The 20,446-nt window shown below is 40.3% G+C and carries 16 protein-coding genes and 1 pseudogene; 13 read left to right on the forward strand and 4 right to left on the reverse strand.

Features of this window, described 5'->3' with window-relative positions:
* The 4 genes and pseudogenes from I2F31_RS07545 to I2F31_RS07560 all read left to right on the forward strand — a co-directional run.
* Nucleotides 1–3,183, forward strand: a pseudogene (locus I2F31_RS07545) (trimeric autotransporter adhesin AtaA); the annotation flags it as partial.
* Nucleotides 3,184–3,257: 74 nt separating this feature from the next.
* Nucleotides 3,258–4,058, forward strand: coding sequence for a trimeric autotransporter adhesin/peptidogylcan-associated protein TpgA (tpgA, locus tag I2F31_RS07550; RefSeq protein ID WP_195768825.1), 801 nt, complete (start codon nt 3,258–3,260; stop codon nt 4,056–4,058).
* A 560-nt stretch (nt 4,059–4,618) separates the two neighbouring features.
* Entirely contained in the window at nt 4,619–6,448 is a 1,830-nt protein-coding gene (gene ilvD, locus I2F31_RS07555; RefSeq protein WP_195773668.1) for a dihydroxy-acid dehydratase, read from the forward strand.
* A 217-nt stretch (nt 6,449–6,665) separates the two neighbouring features.
* Entirely contained in the window at nt 6,666–7,955 is a 1,290-nt protein-coding gene (locus I2F31_RS07560) for a hypothetical protein (RefSeq protein WP_195768823.1), read from the forward strand.
* Between the two features lie 19 nt (nt 7,956–7,974).
* Here the strand turns inward: I2F31_RS07560 and I2F31_RS07565 are convergent, their stop codons facing one another.
* The 3 genes from I2F31_RS07565 to dmeF form a co-directional block, all read right to left on the reverse strand.
* Entirely contained in the window at nt 7,975–8,511 is a 537-nt protein-coding gene (locus tag I2F31_RS07565; protein ID WP_195768822.1) for an ankyrin repeat domain-containing protein, read from the reverse strand.
* 74 nt (nt 8,512–8,585) lie between these two features.
* Entirely contained in the window at nt 8,586–10,046 is a 1,461-nt protein-coding gene (locus tag I2F31_RS07570; protein ID WP_228285100.1) for a catalase, read from the reverse strand.
* Between the two features lie 326 nt (nt 10,047–10,372).
* Entirely contained in the window at nt 10,373–11,314 is a 942-nt protein-coding gene (gene dmeF / locus I2F31_RS07575) for a CDF family Co(II)/Ni(II) efflux transporter DmeF (RefSeq protein WP_195773671.1), read from the reverse strand.
* A gap of 63 nt (nt 11,315–11,377) precedes the next feature.
* On the opposite strand from dmeF, the gene I2F31_RS07580 reads away from it, so the two are divergent.
* Nucleotides 11,378–11,644, forward strand: a complete 267-nt coding sequence (locus I2F31_RS07580) for a metal/formaldehyde-sensitive transcriptional repressor (RefSeq protein ID WP_195773673.1) — start codon at nt 11,378–11,380, stop codon at nt 11,642–11,644.
* Nucleotides 11,645–11,683: 39 nt separating this feature from the next.
* On the opposite strand, the gene ppc is transcribed toward I2F31_RS07580, so the two are convergent.
* Entirely contained in the window at nt 11,684–14,368 is a 2,685-nt protein-coding gene (gene ppc / locus I2F31_RS07585) for a phosphoenolpyruvate carboxylase (protein ID WP_195768818.1), read from the reverse strand.
* A gap of 352 nt (nt 14,369–14,720) precedes the next feature.
* On the opposite strand from ppc, the gene I2F31_RS07590 reads away from it, so the two are divergent.
* The 8 genes from I2F31_RS07590 to I2F31_RS07625 all read left to right on the forward strand — a co-directional run bounded on the left by I2F31_RS07590 (nt 14,721) and on the right by I2F31_RS07625 (nt 20,427).
* Nucleotides 14,721–15,098, forward strand: coding sequence for a hypothetical protein (locus I2F31_RS07590; protein WP_195768817.1), 378 nt, complete (start codon nt 14,721–14,723; stop codon nt 15,096–15,098).
* Between the two features lie 107 nt (nt 15,099–15,205).
* Nucleotides 15,206–16,327 (forward strand): molecular chaperone DnaJ, encoded by a 1,122-nt coding sequence (gene dnaJ / locus I2F31_RS07595; protein ID WP_195773675.1) that lies wholly within the window; start codon nt 15,206–15,208, stop codon nt 16,325–16,327.
* 116 nt (nt 16,328–16,443) lie between these two features.
* Complete coding sequence (gene dapB, locus I2F31_RS07600) at nt 16,444–17,265, forward strand: 4-hydroxy-tetrahydrodipicolinate reductase (protein WP_195768815.1); 822 nt, start codon at nt 16,444–16,446, stop codon at nt 17,263–17,265.
* Nucleotides 17,266–17,413: 148 nt separating this feature from the next.
* Nucleotides 17,414–17,941, forward strand: a complete 528-nt coding sequence (locus I2F31_RS07605) for a GNAT family N-acetyltransferase (protein ID WP_195768814.1) — start codon at nt 17,414–17,416, stop codon at nt 17,939–17,941.
* Nucleotides 17,942–18,088: 147 nt separating this feature from the next.
* The gene (locus I2F31_RS07610; RefSeq protein ID WP_195773677.1) at nt 18,089–18,328 is read left to right on the forward strand and encodes a hypothetical protein; all 240 of its coding nucleotides are present in this window, start codon (nt 18,089–18,091) and stop codon (nt 18,326–18,328) included.
* Between the two features lie 391 nt (nt 18,329–18,719).
* The gene (locus I2F31_RS07615; RefSeq protein ID WP_195773678.1) at nt 18,720–19,019 is read left to right on the forward strand and encodes a DUF6506 family protein; all 300 of its coding nucleotides are present in this window, start codon (nt 18,720–18,722) and stop codon (nt 19,017–19,019) included.
* A 22-nt stretch (nt 19,020–19,041) separates the two neighbouring features.
* The gene (locus I2F31_RS07620; RefSeq protein ID WP_195773680.1) at nt 19,042–19,860 is read left to right on the forward strand and encodes a helix-turn-helix domain-containing protein; all 819 of its coding nucleotides are present in this window, start codon (nt 19,042–19,044) and stop codon (nt 19,858–19,860) included.
* 117 nt (nt 19,861–19,977) lie between these two features.
* Nucleotides 19,978–20,427, forward strand: coding sequence for a cupin domain-containing protein (locus I2F31_RS07625; RefSeq protein ID WP_195773681.1), 450 nt, complete (start codon nt 19,978–19,980; stop codon nt 20,425–20,427).
* Nucleotides 20,428–20,446 lie beyond the last annotated feature (19 nt).

Below are 20,446 nucleotides of genomic sequence, written 5' to 3' on the forward strand. Positions count from 1 at the left end.
TTAGGTGCAGATGGTAGTCTGAAAGCAGGGAATACCAGCTTAAATAACGATGGTATAAAAACCACAGATGCCAATGGTAATGTAGCGACCTTAACAGGTTCAGGTACAAATATTAAGGGTACAGATGGTGCTACTGCAAACTACGGTTTAGGTGGTACAAGCCTAAAAGATGCAGCAGGGAATACCACAGTAACCACAGCTGCAGGTAACTTGTTAACAGATGCCAAAGGCAATACCAGCAACCTCACTGCGGCAGGGACAGAAGTTACAGCAACAGATGGCAATGGTAAGGTAACCGCTCAAGCAGTGTATGGAGCAGATGGCTTCAAGATTGTGGGTGGCCCAAGCGTAACCAAAGATGGTATTAATGCGGCCAACACTGTGATTAGCAATGTTGCAGATGGTACTGCGGCAACAGATGCGGCGACCAAAGGTCAGCTTGATGCGGTTAGCAGTAGTTTAACCAATGCAGGGCTTAACTTTGCTGCCAACAGTGGTAACACGATCGCTAAGAAACTGGGTGAAACCTTAACCATTAAAGGCACAGGTGAAAAAGCGGATAGCGAATACAGTACTGCGAATGTAAAAACTACTACAGACAGTGATGGCAACCTACTGGTGGGGCTAGATAAAAACTCAAGCTTTGATAGCTTAACAGTAGGTAATACTTCGATTAGTAATACAGGGTTAACGATTTTGAATGGCCCGAGTATTACAACATCTGGTATTAATGCTGCTGGTACAAAAGTGAGTAATGTTGCAGATGCAACTGAAGACAAAGATGCTATAAATTTAAGTCAGTTGACTGCAGCAATCAAAAATAATATTACTGGTGTGACAGATGCATCTGGTCAAGCCGTCAATATTAGCAATCAAGTGGTCAACACAAATCTGAATAATAGCAATACAGATTCACTATTTTTGACTTATGACAATAGTGGCCAAGAAACCACAGATCGATTGACTATTTCACAAACTGTGCAGAAGATGAATACTGAAGGGGTGAAATACGCACATACTAATGGTGAACATACTAAAGGATCCATTGGTACTACAGATGATTCAAGTGCAGGTGGAACAGCCTCTACAGCAGTTGGTGTGAATGCAATTGTGGCAGATGGTGCAAATAGCAGTATTGCACTTGGTCATAATACTTTGGCAAATAGTGCAGCGACGAATTCGGTTGCAATTGGTCAAGGTTCAACGGTTTCAGGTGCATCATCTGTTGCGATTGGTGATAGTTCTACTGCTTCGGGTACACAGTCGATCAGTATTGGTACAGGAAACACTGTATCTGGTAATAACTCAGGTGCTTTTGGTGACCCAAGTACAGTGACTGGCAATGAAAGCTACGTATTAGGTAACAATAATACGGTATCAACAGATAACACTTTTGTTGTGGGTAATAATGTGACGCAAACTACAGCAGGATCTGTGGTGTTGGGTACAGGTTCGGGTACATCGAATGCAGGTCAAGTTCAAGGTTATGATGTTCTCACAAAACAAGCATCATCTGAAACAAGCCCAACTTGGCAGTCTACAACGGGCTCTGTTGCGGTTGGTGATGGTTCTACAGTAACACGCCAAATTACAGGTTTAGCTGCAGGTTATGAAGACACCGATGCAGTGAATGTGGCACAGCTTAAATCTGTAAATACGAAGGTTGATGCAGGTACAGCTTCAGTTGCCAATATTCTAGGTGGTGGTGCTGTTGTAAATGGCAATGGTTCAATTACCAACCCAACTTACACAGTTGCTGGCGGTAGTCAAAATACCATTGCAGATGCCTTAAATGCACTTGATAATGCGGTACAAAATGCAGATGGTTCAGCTGTGAAAGCGAAGACTACAGTATCTGCTGGACAAAATGTTACAGTTGCATCATCAACAAACACAGATGGTAGTACCAACTATGAAGTAGCTACAGCCAAAGATTTGGTTGCAGACAGTCTAACTACAGGTAATACCACGGTGAGCAATAGCGGTGTGCAGGTCGGTTCAAATGTGTCATTAAGCTCAAATGGTTTAACCATTGTGAATGGCCCAAGTGTAACCACCAGCGGTATTGATGCTGCAGGTACGAAAGTGACCAATGTTGCAGCGGGTACAGTAGATACAGATGCTGTGAATAAAGGCCAACTCGACTCTGCAATTAGTAATGTTTCAAGTGGCGTGAATAACTTAGCAAACAATGCAGTGCAATATGATAAAAATGCCGATGGTACAGTCAATAAAGACAAAATCACTTTAGGTAGTGGTAGTAACGGTACAACCATTACCAATGTGGCTAATGGTACAGTTGCTGCAGGTTCTAAAGATGCAGTGAATGGTGGTCAGCTTGCTGGTGTATCAAACAGTGTTGCGAATGTGATTGGTGGTAATGCAACAGTGAATGCTGATGGTACAGTCAGCACAAGTAACATTGGTGGTACAGGTCAAAGCACCATTAGTGATGCGATCGCGAGCGTCAATACTGCAGCAACTCAAGCAAAATCTACCGTTAGTTCAGGCAATAACGTTGTAGTGACCAGCAGTAAAAACACAGATGGCAGTACTAACTATCAAGTAGCAACAGCAGACAACCTGAATGTAAGCAGTGTGAAAACAGGTCAGCTAAGTGTAGGTAGTGTCTCTGTAGATAGCACAGGCATTAATGCAGGTAGTCAAAAAGTGACTAATGTTGCATCAGGCACAGTGGCTGCAAGTTCTAAAGATGCTGTGAATGCAGGTCAGCTTTATACTGCAAACAGTAACCTTGCAACCTATCTCGGTGGTGGATCGACGGTAGATAGTAGTACTGGTCAAGTTACAGCACCTAGCTATAGTGTAGCAGGTAGTGCCTACAACAACTTAGGTGATGCACTGACTGCTGTAGACAACCGTGTAGGTAATGTCGAAAACAACTTAAATCAAGCCTTTGCATATACAAATAATCGTATAAACAAGCTTGAGGATAAATTGTCTGCAGGTATTGCCGCAACTGCTGCATTAGAAAATGCACCATATGTTCCAGGTAAATGGACCTATGCTGCAGGTGCATCGTATTACAATAATCAAGGTGCTGTCGGTGCAACCCTTAGACGTACAGCAGATAATGGTCGTTGGTCAATGACAGGTGGTGTGGCCGGTGGTAACACAGGTTCACCATTATTCCGTGTTGGTATTAGTGGTGTGATTGATTAATTTCAAAACCAATATGTTCGAGGAAGGTGTAAGTTGCATCTTCCTCTTAATTCAACATTTTGAGAGTAATATAAATGAAAATGACATCAAAAAAACAATGTGGTTTGACGCTCTTACTTGGCTGTATACTTACAACGGCTCATGTCTATGCAGAAACTTCAGAGGTTAGTTTTCCAGACATAAGCAAAAGCTATTTAAAGCAAGTACAACGCTATACTTATGCAACAGTTGCTAACTTAGATACAGGTTTGACCAAAGACCAATACCGTCATATTTTGGGTAATCCACAATTTAATGAAGGTATATTCTTTGTAAAAACATGGAACTATGTTTTAGATATACATAAGCCAAATAGTAATGACTATAAGCGTTGTCAGCTTCGTATTGACTTTGATAAGCATAATATCGGTGAACGCTTGTCATGGAAAGGTGAAGAATGTCAGGGGTTAATGGATTGGGGCGTAAATAATACGGTTGTACCTGTTCCTGTACCCGTGATTGTTCCTGAAGTAAAAGCACCTCAACAGGCTTATGTGTTGTTTGCATATGACAAATCAGATGCGAAAGCCATAGAGCAAACATCTTTACCCTTACAAGAGATTGCAACGGCCATTACAAAATCATCTGCAAAAGATGTAACAATTACAGGTTACACCGACCCAATCGGTAGCTATAGTTATAACCAAAAACTTTCTAAAGAGCGTGCCTATACTGTGGCACAACAGCTTGTGAGTTTAGGTGTAAGTCAAAATGTGATTAATGTTGCAGCCGAAAGTAAAACGTCTCGTTTTGAACAGTGTAAAGGTGAGCAAAGACAACACTTAAATATAAGTTGTAATGCACCTAACCGCCGCGTGGTGATTGACTGGAAATAAGTTAATTGTATTAAAAAGCACCCAAATATAGGGTGCTTTTTTTTCATATAAAAAAGATTCATAGTACTAACAATAAATATTCATATAAGTTTTGTGCAGTATTGGGGCAGTATGCTCTTTTTTAGCTTTTAGAAAATACAACTGTTCTATAGAATGGAACACAAGACATTAAATTGAATAAATGAGAATATCGGCGCTTTATCCGAGACCACCGCAGCTCATTAACTCTTAGATTTTGAGAATACGCCTTTAAGTTTAACCCACTTAAAGTTGGCTTTAATGATGAAAGCTCACCCGACCTATCTTTTTAGGTATTGCTTCTTCCAATATGCGTGATTTTCAATATCGACCATGACACGCCAATGCACGCAGTACCCTCATTTTGCTGAATTGTAGTTCAGTACAGGTATTGTAAATGCATTGAGCATGACCAGATATTTATTCTGATTCAGACTCACTTCATAGTATGATGGTGCATTATTTGACTATATTTCATACTTACAGAAGTATTATTTAGCCAGAGATTGTGACCATCTCAAGCATACATTTGGAAAAAACACATGCCAGATTATCGTTCAAAAACATCAACACATGGAAGAAATATGGCTGGAGCACGTGGCTTATGGCGTGCAACAGGTATGAAAGACGACGACTTTGGTAAACCAATTATTGCCGTTGTTAACTCATTTACTCAGTTTGTACCGGGCCATGTGCACCTCAAAGACCTAGGTCAACTGGTTGCTAGACAAATTGAAGCATCTGGCGGTGTTGCAAAAGAATTTAACACCATTGCAGTAGATGATGGTATTGCGATGGGGCATGATGGCATGCTGTACTCATTGCCATCACGTGATTTGATTGCAGACTCAGTAGAATATATGGTGAGTGCCCATTGTGCCGATGCCATGGTATGTATTTCTAACTGTGACAAAATCACCCCAGGTATGCTCATGGCTTCTATGCGTCTGAACATTCCTGTAGTTTTTGTATCTGGCGGCCCAATGGAAGCGGGTAAAGTCAAATTCCGTGGAAATGAAAAAGCGATTGATCTTGTCGATGCCATGATTGTGGCAGCAGATGAAAGTTATACAGACGAAGAAGTCAAAGAATTTGAACGTTCTGCATGTCCAACCTGTGGTTCATGTTCAGGTATGTTTACAGCCAACTCAATGAACTGTTTAACAGAAGCGCTTGGTTTATCTTTACCGGGCAATGGTTCAATTGTGGCAACCCACGCCAACCGTGAAAAACTCTTTTTACGTGCAGGTGAGTTGATTGTTGAATTAGCAAAACGCCACTATGAGCAAGATGATTATAGCATCTTACCGCGCTCAATTGCGACTAAAGCTGCTTTTGAAAATGCCATGACACTTGATGTGTCTATGGGTGGTTCAACCAATACAGTATTACACTTATTGGCAGCGGCAAGTGAAGCAGGCGTAGATTTTACTATGGCTGATATTGACCGTATCTCTCGTCATGTACCTGTCTTGTGTAAAGTTGCTCCTGCAAAACAAGACGTTCACATGGAAGACGTACACCGTGCAGGTGGCATCATGGCCATTTTAGGTGAGCTTGCACGTGCTAATTTATTAAACACCGATGTGAGTACGGTACACGAAAAAACTTTAGCCGATGCCATTAACAAGTGGGATATTATTTCTACTGAAAATGCAGACATCTACGAGTTCTATCGTTCATCACCAGGTGGTATACCTACGCAAACTGCTTTTTCACAAAACCGCTATTATTCAACACTCGATGGCAACCGTGAAACAGGTGTGATTCGTAACGCAGCCAATGCATTTTCACAAGATGGTGGCCTTGCTGTACTGTTCGGTAATATTGCTCTCGATGGCTGTATTGTAAAAACAGCAGGGGTTGATGATTCAATCTTGAAATTTACAGGGCAAGCGCGTGTATTTGAAAGCCAAGATGCTGCTGTTGATGCCATTTTAAACTTGCGTATTAAAGCCGGCGATATTGTGGTGATTCGCTACGAAGGCCCACGTGGTGGACCAGGCATGCAAGAAATGTTGTACCCAACCAGTTACTTAAAATCGAAAGGTTTAGGTAAAGAATGTGCGCTTATTACAGATGGCCGTTTCTCGGGTGGTTCATCAGGCTTATCGATTGGTCACATTTCACCAGAAGCGGCAGAAGGCGGTGCGATTGGCTTAGTCGAAGATGGCGATATCATTGATATTGATATTCCAAACCGTACGATGAATGTACGTGTTGATGATGAAACATTGGCAGCACGCCGTGTGGTTCAAGAGCAACACGGTTGGCAGCCTAAAGAAGAGCGTCCTCGTAAAGTATCGAAAGCACTTAAAATTTATGCACAACATACCACCAGTGCAGCAAAAGGTGCGGTACGTACTTTGTAAAATTGAAGATATTGCCATGACGTTGCACAGCCTGCGTCATGGCAACTTAAATCTTGTTACCATGATAACCAATAAAAACAATCTTAATAAAAAATGATAATTTAGCGTGAAATCCCGCAAAGCCCCGCTTATTTTTTGTTAAACTGATGCATCATCAGTTGTTAACCATTTTTGTGTATAACAACGCAACACAGATTTCTCAATAGAGGCTTAAGTAATGTCTTTTTTCCGCCGATGGTTTGACCCTGTTCGATCAAGGCTCTTTTATCAACAGCCCAAACGCCAAGATGTGCTATCGATAGAACAAGGACTGAGCATACACTTACGCCTAGATGACGTGTATAGTTACCTGATTGTGCAGCAACTCACGCAGCTCAATGAAATTTTAAGTGATCAAATTAAGCCGTTAAAGATTATTATTTCGAGCCAAGTGGGCGAGCCACCTAATGGCATGAGCCAAGAAAAATGGCAAAAATATGCTTTAAATGATGCAAAAATTTTGGCCAAGCAGCATGGCTTTGGTTATGATGACCAACCTGAATTACCCAATGCAGATGCATTAAAACAAGCACAGACCATTTTAAAAAATACTCCATTACGTGATGAGCATTTTTTATATTTACTTGAAGATGTCTTCCACATGTTGTGGCAACAACAATATGGCAAGTTACGTACCTTGTACGTTATGGCAAGCAGACAGCACCAAGAACAGCAATTCCCAGAGCGTATTTTTAATGATGAACCACTGTTGTTTAGCTACTTTGAATTTGGTGATCGCCAATACAATGCTGTAGATAACTTATTGCGTTTAACCCGCCGTTTAAAACAACAAAAATTACTCACAGATAACCCAATCTTTTTGATTAATCACATTGAGTGGCGAGAACATTTGATGGGCGATGCAGAAGACCTTGCCAATATACAGGCCATGCACCCTAAATTAGATTTATATTTGGCCTTAGAAGATCCAATCAGTTGGTTATTATTGGCTTATATTAAAGAAGATTTAGCAGACTACTATAATATTCAACTTAATGTGCATCCACTGAGTTATCACGGGCGTGATCAATTTGATTGGGCTTTAGCCACCCGTTTGTCTAAACGTGCTGAAGTAGAGTTTACGCCGTTTTGTCGTCCGACAGAAAAGTCGGTGTTGGACATGGCCAAGCTGTATTATAGCGTTCCAGAAGAGCAGCGTGTAGATGCCATGTATCGCATATTAAAATCTGTTTGGGCAAGAGGAAAAGACCTATCTTACAGCCCGCACTTTATGCGTATAAAAGAAAAACTCGCCATAGACCAACTGACAGATTTAGATATTGCACAACAGTTAAAAGACAATGATGCTATTTGTGCTTCAAAAGATCAGCCCGATTTTCCAGTATTGGTGTTGTCTCTAGATGGTCGAACCTATACTTTTAATAGCTTGTATCGTGTATGGATGATTGAAAGTATTTTTAATAATATTTTAGAGCAAAAATATCGAGCCAAACCAACAAAATATTAAGATGAAAGGGGGGAGTGTCTTATTTGAACTCACCCTGACTGAGGTTAGAGACACGATTACCACGATGGTCTTCTAATTGTGTGTTTGCACCACTTTGAATTAAATCATTTAAAATCTCTTTGCGCTGAAATAAAGCAGCATACATACTGGCTGTTTGACCTGCATTATTTTGTTGATTCGGTGAACAGCCCGCATGCATTAAGCGTTTTGCAATTTTAAACTCACCTTTAAAAATTGCCCCCATCAATGCGGTATTACCACTAATGTCTTGCTGACATGGGTTTGCACCAGCTTCAAGTAAACGCTCTACCATGGCTTTATGACCATGATAGGCCGATAAAATCAGTGCAGTATGGCCTTTGGCATCGGCAGTATTTAAATTAAAGCCTGCGTGGATAAACTCATTGAGCATTGCCATGTTGCCATCACGTGCGGCATCAAAATAGTATTGTTGTAAAGTTTCTTGGGTATTTGCAGCAATCTTTGGCGTAGATGCGATGGTCTCTTGAGAGAAGGTGAGGGTAAGGCCCAATAATAGTCCAGAAATATATTTCATATATGACTCACAAGAATAAGAAAAAATGATATGCCCAGAGGTGGGCATATCACGAAATCAAGCAAGTTAAAGCCTTAATCTTCTAGCTGTGCTGCCATCGCTTTCACACGGTTAACATCTGCTTTAGCAACTTTTGCAACACCAGTACCATACTCAGGGTCTGCTTTATACAAGAATGATGCGATTTTATACTTCGCTTGTTCATCTGCACCTGCTAAAGCACCACCAAAGTTTTGAATAAGGTCTTTACGGTCTGCTACTGAGAATGAGCGGTATAACTCACCTGCTTGTTTAAAGTTTTGCTCTTTTTGAATTTTCGCTTGTTGTGTTGTACCCGATAATGGCAACTGACTGTAACGTGCGTAAGCCGCTTGTGGGCGAGGCTGACGTGCGCTTGGCTCGTAGTTGACATCTGATGTGGTTTGGTTGATGTTCATCGCACCATCTTGGTTACCATTGTTGGTTTTAACCACAGGGCGGTTGATGGGTAGGCTCAGGCCATTTGCGCCAATACGGTACATTTGTGTGTCTGCATAAGAGAACAAACGACCTTGTAGTAAACGGTCTTCCGAAGGCTCAATCCCCGGCACAATATTAGACGGTGCCATTGCCACTTGTTCGGTTTCTTGGAAGAAGTTTTCTACATTTTTATTGAGTACCATTTGACCAATTTTATGTTCGGGAATATTTGGCCAAATTTTGGTGGCATCTAATGGGTTAAAGTCAAACTTAGCCAAGTCTTCGGGGTTCAACACTTGAATGTATAAATCCCATTTCGGGTATTCACCACGGTTAATGCTGTTCACTAAGTCTGTGGTCATGTGGCTAAAGTCTTGCCCTTGAACCACAGGTACTTCTTTAGGTGTGAGGTTTTTTGTGCCTTGTAGACTTTTCCAATGGAATTTCACATAGTGGACTTGGCCTTGTGCATTGACAAATTTATAGGCATGTACGCCGTTACCATCCATAAAACGGTAACTTACAGGTGTACCGTTGTTTGAAAGTAATTCCGTTAACGTGCGTGTTGCTTCTGGAATGTGTTGGAAAAAGTCAAAAGTACGTGACATATCACCAAGGTTAGTTTTCGGGCTTGGTTTAAATGCATGAACCATGTCTGGGAATTTAATCGCATCACGAATAAAGAACGTTGGGAAATTATTACCCACTAAGTCCCAGTTGCCTTCTTGTGTATAAAACTTAGTGGCAAAACCACGAGGGTCACGTAACGTTTCTGGAGAATGATTACCATGTACTACAGATGAAAAACGAACAAATACAGGTGTTTGCGTGCCTGGTTTAAATACTTGGGCCATGGTTAAGTTGGAAATATCTGCTGATGGGGTAAATACACCATGTGCACCTGTACCACGGGCATGTACGACACGCTCAGGAATACGCTCACGGTCAAAGCGTTGTAGTTTCTGAATAAGTTGAACATCTTGTAGCAACGTTGGCCCATTTGCACCCGCCGTTTGTGAGTTTTGGTTATCACCGACAGGTGCACCATTATCACGGGTAAGTACATTTGCTGCCATAATCTGTGATGAAAATAGGCTAGGGGCAATAAGTATTGCACAGGCAATCGCATTCTTTAAATACATGTTTTTCCTGACATATCTGCTGGGTTGTTTCGTGATTCTAGTGATTTTTTTATAATTTTAAAATTAGATTATATTTGTTTTATTGATTGTTATAAACGATTGATAAAATATGGTTTTTTTTAAATGTGCTAAGCCCAGTTGTTTTAAAAGATTTTTATTTTACAAGAATAAAGAGAAGGTCTCTATTTGGGTATTGAGTCCATTTTTTAATATTTTTTTTAATGATGGTCGCGGTTTGATTTAAGGAAAGCCAAATGGCTTTACCTTAAATTGATCTCGATACTGCTATGTACAATTGGGGTGTACCTTGTAATGAGTGACTTGATTTGTTGTGGTGTGAGTGTCGCTTGGTGCGTGTCTAGTGCAATAATACATGCATATTTTTTTGCACCGACTTGCCACAGATGTAAGTCTGTCACTTGTAAATAATCATATTTTTCTAGCTCTTGTAAAATTTGTGTGGTTAAGGGGTTATCCATTTCTGCATCTAGTAGTATTTTAGATGTTTGTTGCATGAGTCCCCATGACCATTTAGCGACAACAACTGCACCAACAATTCCAAGTATTGCATCTAGAAAATCCCATCCTAAATACTTACCAGAAAAAAGCGCAATAATTGCAAAAACAGAGGTCGCCGCATCAGCAATGACGTGCAAAAAGGCTGCTTTTTGGTTTAAATCTTCGTGACCGTGACCGTGACCGTGACCGTGACCGTGACCGTGACCGTGACCGTCGTGGTGTTGTTCTTTCAATAACCAAGCACAAATCAGATTCACAATTAAGCCAATACAGGCCACCATAATGGCGTCGTTGTATTCGATAGCGACAGGATTAAACAAACGTTCTATAGAGCTAAATGCCATAATGATGGCAACAATCATTAAAATAATTGCACTGCTATACGCTGCTAAAATTTCAATTTTCCAAGAACCAAAACAGAACCGTGAGTCTTTGGCGTAATGTTTTGCGGCATGGTAAGCAAAATAGGCGAGTCCGAGTGCCACCATATGAGAACTCATATGCCATCCATCGGCTAAGAGAGCCATTGAATTAAATAAAATACCCGTCATAATTTCAATGACCATCATGATTGCCGTAAATAACGTTGCAATCAGTATTTTTCTTTGGGCCAGTGGATTACCGTGATCAAAGACATGCTCATGCTGAGATTGCACAAGTGTTGTTGATGAAGCCTTTTTCATTGTTGAAAACACTAATATACTATACCCCATATAGTATATATTTTTCTGGAGGGTGTCTACTTTATGAGTCACTTACATAATGATCGGAAAATTATTAACCGTATTAATCGATTGCAAGGTCAAGTCAATGCAGTGCATAAAACTGTGCATGACAAAGACAAAGAGTGTTTAGAAGTATTACAACAAGTTGCTGCTGTGAAAGGGGCAGTGAATGGTTTAATGAATGAATTGATAGAAGCACATTTAAGAAATCATGTACTTCAGGCAGATACCTATGATGCGACTGAAGTTGAAGAATTCTTTAAACTACTCAAAAAATATCGGGAATAAAAATATTCCCGATATGTGAAAAAGTGACTTTACACAGTGTTAACCTGTATTACGCAAGCCTGCGGCAATACCTGTAATACTGACCATGAGGGCATGGTCTACAGGACTATGTTCAGCCTGATGATGGTTTAGGTAGTCTCTACGACGACGCATGAGTTCCGCTTGTAACAGGTGCAATGGCATGAGGTAGGTTTTACGTACACGCATGGCTTGATCTAACACTTCGTTTTGACTCAAGAGTTCAGACTCACCAATTAAGCGTAATAACGTGTCGATTGCATCTTGTAAGCGTTGGCGAAGCTCTTGGCCGAGTATATGCAGATTTGGGTTATCTGTTAAACGCATTTCATAGTACTGTGCAACTTCTGCATCAGATTTAGATAAGACCATTTCGAGCATATCAATGAGGGTCTTAAAGTACGGCCATTGCTCTAGCATTTCATCTAGCTGTGCTTTTTTATTTTCATCAAGCACTTCATCTAATGCTGCACCTGTACCTAACCAAGCAGGAAGCATTAAACGGATTTGTGTCCATGCAAATACCCAAGGAATAGCACGTAAGGATTCAATACCACCGCTGACTTTACGTTTTGCAGGGCGTGAACCTAGCGGAAGCATTTGCAGTTCAAGCTCAGGAGTAACTGTACGTAAATACTCTACAAAATATGGATTTTCTCGCACCGTTTGGCGATACAACTTGACTGATGTTTCAGTCATTTGATCCATTAAATCACGCCACTGTTGTTTAGGCACAGGTGGTGGAAGTAGGGTCGCTTCGAGTGTTGCAGCGGTATAAATTTCTAAGTTTTGTAGTGCAATGTCTTCTACACCAAACTTAAAGCGAATCATTTCACCTTGTTCAGTGACTCGAATTGCACCAGAAATAGAACCTGGTGGTTGCGAGTACAGTGCTTGTTGCGTTGGTGCACCACCACGGCTGATTGAACCGCCACGGCCATGGAACAGCGTTAAGCGAACATCGTGGGATTTCGCGACATCGGTCAGCTCTTCTTGTGCACGGTATTGTGCCCAATTGGCAGACATAAAGCCTGCATCTTTAGCCGAGTCTGAGTAGCCAATCATGACCTCATGTTTGCCTTGAATATGCTGTTTGTACCATTGCATATTAAACAGTGCGTCCATGGTTTCAGCCGCACCATCTAAATCTTTGAGTGTTTCAAATAACGGTACAACACGTAATGGGTCTTCAATGCCTGCTTCTTTTTGTAAAAGTAATACCGCCAACACATCACTTGGATACTCGGCCATTGAAATAATATAAGCACCTAAGGAGTCTTTTGGTTGCTCTGCCAGTGTGCGCATGGTGGCAAACACTTCTTTCACATCTGGGTGATTAATGAGATCTTCTTCAGATGCTTGAATGACTTTAGGCAATAATGGACGCTTACTTTGTAGCTCATTGAGCAAAAAGTTTTGTCGTGCTTGTTCTGTCCATGTATCGAAATGACCTAGACCTAAATACTCAGTAATGGCAGAAATGGCCTGACGATGGCGACCTGATTCTTGGCGAATATCCAGTCTGAGTAGTTCAATACCAAAACAATGCACACGATGAATAAAGTCGAGCAAATTACCGTTGGCAATTTCAGCCAAGTTACAGTCATGGAGTGAGCGGTAACACAGCATGAGCGGGTCGAGTAAATCATTTTTATGGTGAATTAAACGTGCGTCATCATCTGCGGTTTTTTTGCCTTGCATTTTGTCTGCAAGCCATTGTCTAGTGACCAATAAACGCTCACGTGTGGCACGCAAATATTCACGGTAGGGTTCGGCATGGTCATTGCCTAATGCACTGCGTAACTCAGGCGTACACTCTTGAATAGACAATTCCCAGCGTAAGCTTTCTAAATCACGTAAGTAGAGGTCAGTGGCTTGCCAACGAGAAAACCAAAGCACTTGCTGTGTGACTTTGTGGGTCACATTCGGGTTGCCATCACGGTCACCACCCATCCAAGAGGCGAAGCGAATTGGCGTGGCATCGATAGGTAAGCGTTGCCCACATTTGTCTTCAACAAGGTCACCGAGCTCACGAATAAAACGTGGCACAGCTTTCCACAGCGTTTGTTCAATGACCGCAAAGCCCCATTTTGCTTCATCTAACGGGGTTGGTTTTTGTTGGCGAATTTCATCGGTATGCCATGCTGAACAAATCAGATGCTTAAGATTTTCAATGGTTTTTGTGCGCTGACTTGGCGTTAATTTTTTTTGGTCGAGCGTTTCTAGGCAACGGTTAATGTTGTCGTATTTTTGAATCAGTGTACGGCGACTGACTTCAGTAGGATGTGCAGTAAGCACTAACTCAATGTTGAGGTCACATACTTGCTGAAACAGTTGTTCTTGGCTGATGTTGTTCTGCTTTAACTTGTCAAACAACGGCTGTAGCGGATTGGCCTGATTGGTTTTAATTTCGGCCTCACGGCGACTGCGAACCACATGATATTGTTCTGCAATATTGGCAAACTTTAGAAAATGGGTAAATGCACGGGTAATTGGCAGAAACGCATCATCATCTAAATTTAAAAACAGGGCTTCAAGTTGTTTTTCAGCTTCGACTTGCCCATCGCTTGCATCTTTGGCAAGGGCACGAATTTGCTCCACTTGATTAAATAAATCCTCTCCGACATGCTTTTTGATGGTTTCCCCAAGTAAGTTACCCAGAAGGCGTACATCTTCACGAAGTGGAGTATCAACATTTGTTGCCATAACACATTCCTTTATTGGAGTTTGATTTTTTATTGACTAGAACGTCTGCCTCAATCCTTGAATTAACCATAGCAAATTTGGCAATAAAAACCTTTAGCTATTGGTCTAGCATGGACGATCTATAAGGTGGTTTTCCCTTTCAATTTAGCATAGCTGAAAATACAAGGAATGGGCGAAATAATTATTTACAGTTTGTAGGTCTTGATATGCGTTTTTATGACATTTTTTGTGATTTTTAGATGATAAAATGCTGAAACTGTCCTATAGTAAACGGTAATCGATTGTGTTTAAAAAAGAAAGAAGCTCATCAGTCGATTCAACAAAAATCAAGAGTGAATAAGGTTTAAAAGACATGGGGCAAAAAAGTATTCAACAGCAACGCCGTTTAATGACGTTGGCTTACGTGTGTATGTTTTTTGCTTTATTTACCGTGGTGACAGGTGTGTTAGCCTATGTATTGGCTTCTAAAGTCGCCAACAGCGATGGCACGGAAGTGTGGATTCAAACTCAAGCCCTCTGGGTGATGCGCAATACCACTTTATTTTTTGTGATTACTCTATTTGGTGGTTTATGGTTTAGCCCACTGTATTTTTACACGTGGGATGCTTACCAATGGGTGACTGGTGTGACCATTGTGGGTGTGATTTTTTGTTTTATTGCATGGATGCTTTTACTGAACGCATTTTGCAAAGGCTTTTTTAAATACTTAAAGCACAAAGCTGTTTTTTAGAAATTTATCTTTTTATCTATTTTTACCCTTTAAAAATATCGAGATGCCCCAAAGATACCAATTAAGTTTTGTATCTATTTTGAATTCCGTAAGGAGCGTCGCCGATTATGGCTAAGCGTGATTATTATGAAGTTTTAGCTGTTGCTAAAACCGCAAGTGATGATGAAATTAAAAAAGCCTACCGCAAGTTGGCGATGAAGTATCATCCAGACCGTAACCCAGATAACCCAGAAGCTGAAGAAAAATTCAAAGAGGCAACAGAAGCCTACGACATTCTTTCTAATGCTGAAAAACGTAGCATGTATGACCGCATGGGACACAATGCATTTGAAGGCGGTGGCGCAGGTGGTGGCTTTGGCGGCGGTGGTTTTGGTGGCGGTTTTAGCGCAGAAGATATCTTTAGCCAATTTGGCGATATTTTCGGTGGTGGTCGCCGTCAGCAACAACGTCAGCGTACAGGTTCAGACTTACGTTATGTACTTGAGCTGTCTTTGGAAGAAGCCGTTAAAGGCGTGAAAAAAACCATTACTTTTACAGCACCTGCGCCGTGTAGCTCATGTGATGGTAAAGGTTCTGAAAATCCAAAAGATGTTGAAACTTGTCCTACCTGTCATGGTGCGGGTCAAGTGCGTATACAACAAGGATTTTTTGCTGTACAACAAACCTGTAGTACTTGCCATGGTTTAGGCAAAATTATTAAAAACCCATGTAAAACCTGTCATGGTGCAGGGGTTAAAGACCGTCAACAAACTTTAGAAGTGACCATTCCTGCAGGTGTTGATAATGGCGATCGTGTTCGCTTAACAGGCAAAGGCGAAGCCATTCGTGATGGTCAAGCAGGTGACTTATACGTTGAAGTAGCTGTGCGAGAGCATGAAGTATTCCAACGTGATGGTGCAGACTTGTATATGGATGTGCCTGTAAATATTGTTGATGCGACTTTAGGTAAAGAGATTGAAATTCCAACCCTAGATGGTCGTTTGAGCCTTAAAATTCCTGAAGGTACACAAAGTGGAAAAGTATTCCGCTTACGTGGTAAAGGGGTTCGTCCTGTTCGTGCAAGTATGGTCGGTGACTTACTTTGCCGTGTTGTGGTGGAAACACCTGTTAACCTGACAAGTCGTCAACGTGAACTCTTTAAAGCGTTACAAGAGACAATGGAAGGCGGTAGTTCAGAAAAACAAGATGGCGAAAAGAAAAAATCGTTTATTGATCGCTTATTTGATTAATGTGATTACATAAAAAAAACCTGCCTAAATGGCAGGTTTTTTTATTATCAGAACATACACGGCTTGAGTTTTGTTATAGTAAAGCGCATTAAAAATAGATCATTTAGGAAAAGATGATGTCTGATTTACCTCGTATTGGTGTTTTAGGTGCAGGCGGTCGTATGGGCCGTATTTTAATTCAAGCTGTACAGCAAGCAGGTTGTGTCTTGGCTGCAGCGGTTGAGCGTCCTGAAAGCTCTTTGATTGGTGCAGATGCAGGTGAGCTTGCAGGTATCGGTTCACTTGGTGTGAAAGTATCTGGCGACTTGGCAGCAGTTTTACCACAGCTTGATGTGGTGATTGACTTTACAGCTCCTGCAGCCACTGAACAGCATTTAAAATTATGCCGTGAAGCAGGTGTCGCCATGGTCATTGGTACGACGGGCTTTTCCGATCAGCAAAAGCAATTACTTCGTGAAACCGCACAGCATATTCCTGTGGTTTATGCAGCCAATTATTCTGTTGGGGTGAATGTGTCTATTAAACTTTTAGAGCTTGCGGCTAAAGTGTTTGCAGATACCGTAGATATTGAAGTGATTGAAGCACATCACCGTCATAAAGTAGATGCACCGTCAGGCACAGCACTGATGATGGGTGAGGCGATTGCTGACACTTTAGGCCGTGATTTAAAGCAAGTGGCTGTATATGGTCGAGAAGGTTATACAGGCCCACGTGACCGTCAAACTATAGGCTTTGAAACCATTCGTGGTGGCGATATTGTGGGTGAGCACACAGTGATGTTTATTGGTGAAGGCGAGCGTGTAGAAGTGACTCATAAAGCCACCAATCGTATGAACTTTGCTTCAGGTGCGGTACGTGCAGCGGCATGGGTTGTTGGTCGTGATGCCAAGCAGTATGACATGAAAGATGTACTCGATTTAAATAAAGCTTTGTTTTAATACATTGTAAAGCCACATGCTTTGCTCCTTATTGGGGCAAGGCATGTTATTTTTTATACAATTTTTATTTCTAAATGTATTCGTCAATCCGTTGTCACAGTTGGTGGTTAAGCTAACGCTCAATATCAAACCAATTTGAACAACTGCTATGATTTTAAGAAATAATGTAGAAATTATTGCTGAGCAAGTGGTGTTGCGTGTGTTCACAGAACATGATGCAGAAGAGGCCTTTGATGCCATTACTCCTAATTTAGCCAAATTTATGAGTTGGGAACCACCTAAAGACCTGTATGATTTTGAAAAAGTATGGCGAGCATGGGCTGATCATTTAAAAAAAGGCTCTGAAATTGTTTTTGCTGTACGTGACCGTAAAGATAATGAGTTTTTAGGGCTTGTTGGGTTACACCGAATTTTGATTGACCCTAGAATAGGCGTGTGGATTAAAGAAAAACGTCATAGCCAAGGGTATGGTACTGCTGCTGTACAAGCACTGATGGAGTGGGCATCTTTAGAGTTAGAGGTTGATCAGTTTACTTATCTTGTGGCTGATGAAAACCTAGCAAGCCAGAAAATTGCTATTGCGCTTGGTGGTATTAAAAATGGCTATACATTATGCTCAAAGTATAATGCACAGATTTATAAAATTATGTTTCCTGCAAAACGTGTTTGTGCTTAATATCTTTTGATGAAAAGTATTTTTATTATTGTTACCTACTCCATATTTTTTGCAAAACCTAAAAGCCTTTGAAGTAAAGCGTCCGGTGCTTTTGCGTTTATTTGATAGTAATATAATATATCTTATGGTCAGATTTTTAAGAGATAAATGCAAAAAATTATATGGATGGCGATCACTGTAGGTGTTTTGGCATCATGTAGTACAGTTCAACATAATGGCTCACAAACCCCTGAAAGCGTCGCAATTCAAAAAATAGAAAATGAATTGAAATACCCAAATAAAAAAAATGACTCGTATACGCAACCTTGTGGTATCTATAATAAAGCCAATAAAGATGGTACTGTTGAAAAAAGAGCACAGCTTTCACCTTTTGGTGGACGATGCTAGTCATCGGTTCATTTAGGGCGTTATTTTTCTTTAAAAAAATAACCTAAAATGAAGTCTAACAGGGTTAGACGATGTATATTTCATCAATAAAATAACGCCTTAATTTTCCTAAATTTTATTTGAATTTAAACTCAACGTTTTAAATATGTTCGATTGCTATAGTGCATTCCTATGGTATCTATTTTTAGCCACTTCATTTTGTCTTTTTAGATGAATGGCTGTGTTTGCAATAAGTTAGTTGGTCATACTCAAACCATCAAAAATATAACAGTGAAATGTATAAAAATAGGGTTAAACTCGCCAGTGGTCGTGAAATAGGTTCGTATTTTTACAATATTAAAAAGTAATAACACTTTAAGATGATTTCTTCGATCAGTATTTGGATATTACAATGAAGGCTGTTTTCCTATTTCTAACAGTAGATCATATTGAAAACGCAGATAATTTTAAAAGCATCATCACGCCATCAATGACACTGACCACAGTGGGTGTAAGTACATATGAAGATGCTGTTCGACAGGTCAAAAAAATGCTTGCAGAAGGTTATACCACGATCGAGCTATGTGGTGGCTTTGGCTATAAAGGTGTTGAAATGATTCAAAAGATTATCCCTAAAGGTGTATATTTGGGGGTGGTTAGGTTTGATATACATCCACAATTACAGATGCAAAGTGGAGATGCATTCTTCTAAACTTGATATGAAGGATATTTCTTTGAACACACCTTATTTTTTTAATCCATCTATTGCACTGAGTAAATATATTAGTAAGTACTGGTATTGCAAAAATATTCAGTTTCTTCCTATTCTCCCACCTGGTTCAGGTTGCGAGCTGTTTATTTTTAATCAAAAAATCATGGTGGTGGATAGCGAAGCTCCACATCAATCATACTATGCTGATAGTGTTTTGGTTCGGCCACGCCATGCACCCGTCCATTTTATGTGTGATGAGCCTGTCAGTTTTATTTCAATACGTTTTCGTTTAGGGAGTATTAATTATTTTACACGCGACGTGGAAAGTGACTATCAGACTTTAATTAGTCCTTATGATGTATGGGGACAGAATTTTTATTCTATGCGTGAAAATGTTTTAAATACCAATAAGATGTCTGAAAAAATAAATCTTATTGAGCATTTCCTACAGCAAGTGATACAAGTACAGCGTGCACCAAAAATTGATCTAGCAAAGTTTTTTTTAGATGAAATGTACTATAACTCCAGTCAACGATCACTGTCTGATATTGTGAAAAATATTGGCTATAGTGAAAGACATCTACAAAAGACGGTTAAGCTCGTAACAGGTTTGACACTCATACAAGCGAAAAAACTGATTCGATTTGAACACACAGTTAAAAAAATACTTTTTCAAGACTCACCTCATTTAAGTAAACGGTATTTAGATGAGTATTATGACCAATCACATTTTATTAAAGACTTTAGTGGCTTTACAGGTATGTCTCCAACTTGTTTTGTGACAGAGCATCAAGAAAGTGCCATGTTTTATAAAAAAATGGCTTTAAGCCATGAGCCATAAATAACACGTCATTTATTGTTATGAACGTATATTTTTAACAGTTCGTATTTTTACAATACAGTCGAGGACGGCATTTACTATATTTCAGTTCTACCTTATTCTCATTTGAGATGTGAAATGAAAAAACTTTCCTTGATCAAAATTTTACCCTTCATTATTGCGAGCAGTGGGGTATATGCCACTCCTGCCCATGAAAATACTGAGTCGGCAAAAGTAGATATTTTGGCGAGAACACAATATGCGTGGGATGGCTCAGAATATAAAAAGTATCCTAATGGTCAACCTGAGCTCTCTGTACTTAAATTTAATTTAAAACCTAATTCTGTACTTCCATGGCATGAGCATCCTTATCCAAATGCGGGTTATGTATTAAGTGGCACACTTACGATTCAAGATAAATCGGGACATAGCCGAACATATAAACAAGGTGAAGGGTTTACTGAATCGGTGAATCATGTACATAGAGGGATTACAGGTGCTGATGGTGCAGTATTAATTGTAGTGTATTCAGGGGTTAAAGGAGTACCTCCTTCTATCTCTGAACCTGGTGAAAAGCCTGAGTTTTAATCTTTATTCAACTGGAGAG

The organism is Acinetobacter rathckeae, from assembly GCF_015627125.1.
Classification (GTDB): domain Bacteria; phylum Pseudomonadota; class Gammaproteobacteria; order Pseudomonadales; family Moraxellaceae; genus Acinetobacter; species Acinetobacter rathckeae.

What these genes read in the sequence shown, in the direction of transcription:
- I2F31_RS07560 (WP_195768823.1), top strand. Translation starts at nt 6,666, where the DNA reads ATGTCTTTTTTCCGCCGATGGTTTGACCCTGTTCGATCAAGGCTCTTT.
- ppc (WP_195768818.1), bottom strand. Translation starts at nt 14,368, where the DNA reads ATGGCAACAAATGTTGATACTCCACTTCGTGAAGATGTACGCCTTCTG.
- I2F31_RS07625 (WP_195773681.1), top strand. Translation starts at nt 19,978, where the DNA reads ATGAAAAAACTTTCCTTGATCAAAATTTTACCCTTCATTATTGCGAGC.
- I2F31_RS07615 (WP_195773678.1), top strand. Translation starts at nt 18,720, where the DNA reads ATGAAGGCTGTTTTCCTATTTCTAACAGTAGATCATATTGAAAACGCA.
- dapB (WP_195768815.1), top strand. Translation starts at nt 16,444, where the DNA reads ATGTCTGATTTACCTCGTATTGGTGTTTTAGGTGCAGGCGGTCGTATG.
- I2F31_RS07580 (WP_195773673.1), top strand. Translation starts at nt 11,378, where the DNA reads ATGAGTCACTTACATAATGATCGGAAAATTATTAACCGTATTAATCGA.
- I2F31_RS07610 (WP_195773677.1), top strand. Translation starts at nt 18,089, where the DNA reads ATGCAAAAAATTATATGGATGGCGATCACTGTAGGTGTTTTGGCATCA.
- I2F31_RS07565 (WP_195768822.1), bottom strand. Translation starts at nt 8,511, where the DNA reads ATGAAATATATTTCTGGACTATTATTGGGCCTTACCCTCACCTTCTCT.
- dnaJ (WP_195773675.1), top strand. Translation starts at nt 15,206, where the DNA reads ATGGCTAAGCGTGATTATTATGAAGTTTTAGCTGTTGCTAAAACCGCA.
- ilvD (WP_195773668.1), top strand. Translation starts at nt 4,619, where the DNA reads ATGCCAGATTATCGTTCAAAAACATCAACACATGGAAGAAATATGGCT.
- tpgA (WP_195768825.1), top strand. Translation starts at nt 3,258, where the DNA reads ATGAAAATGACATCAAAAAAACAATGTGGTTTGACGCTCTTACTTGGC.
- I2F31_RS07605 (WP_195768814.1), top strand. Translation starts at nt 17,414, where the DNA reads ATGATTTTAAGAAATAATGTAGAAATTATTGCTGAGCAAGTGGTGTTG.
- I2F31_RS07570 (WP_228285100.1), bottom strand. Translation starts at nt 10,046, where the DNA reads ATGGCAGCAAATGTACTTACCCGTGATAATGGTGCACCTGTCGGTGAT.
- dmeF (WP_195773671.1), bottom strand. Translation starts at nt 11,314, where the DNA reads ATGAAAAAGGCTTCATCAACAACACTTGTGCAATCTCAGCATGAGCAT.
- I2F31_RS07590 (WP_195768817.1), top strand. Translation starts at nt 14,721, where the DNA reads ATGGGGCAAAAAAGTATTCAACAGCAACGCCGTTTAATGACGTTGGCT.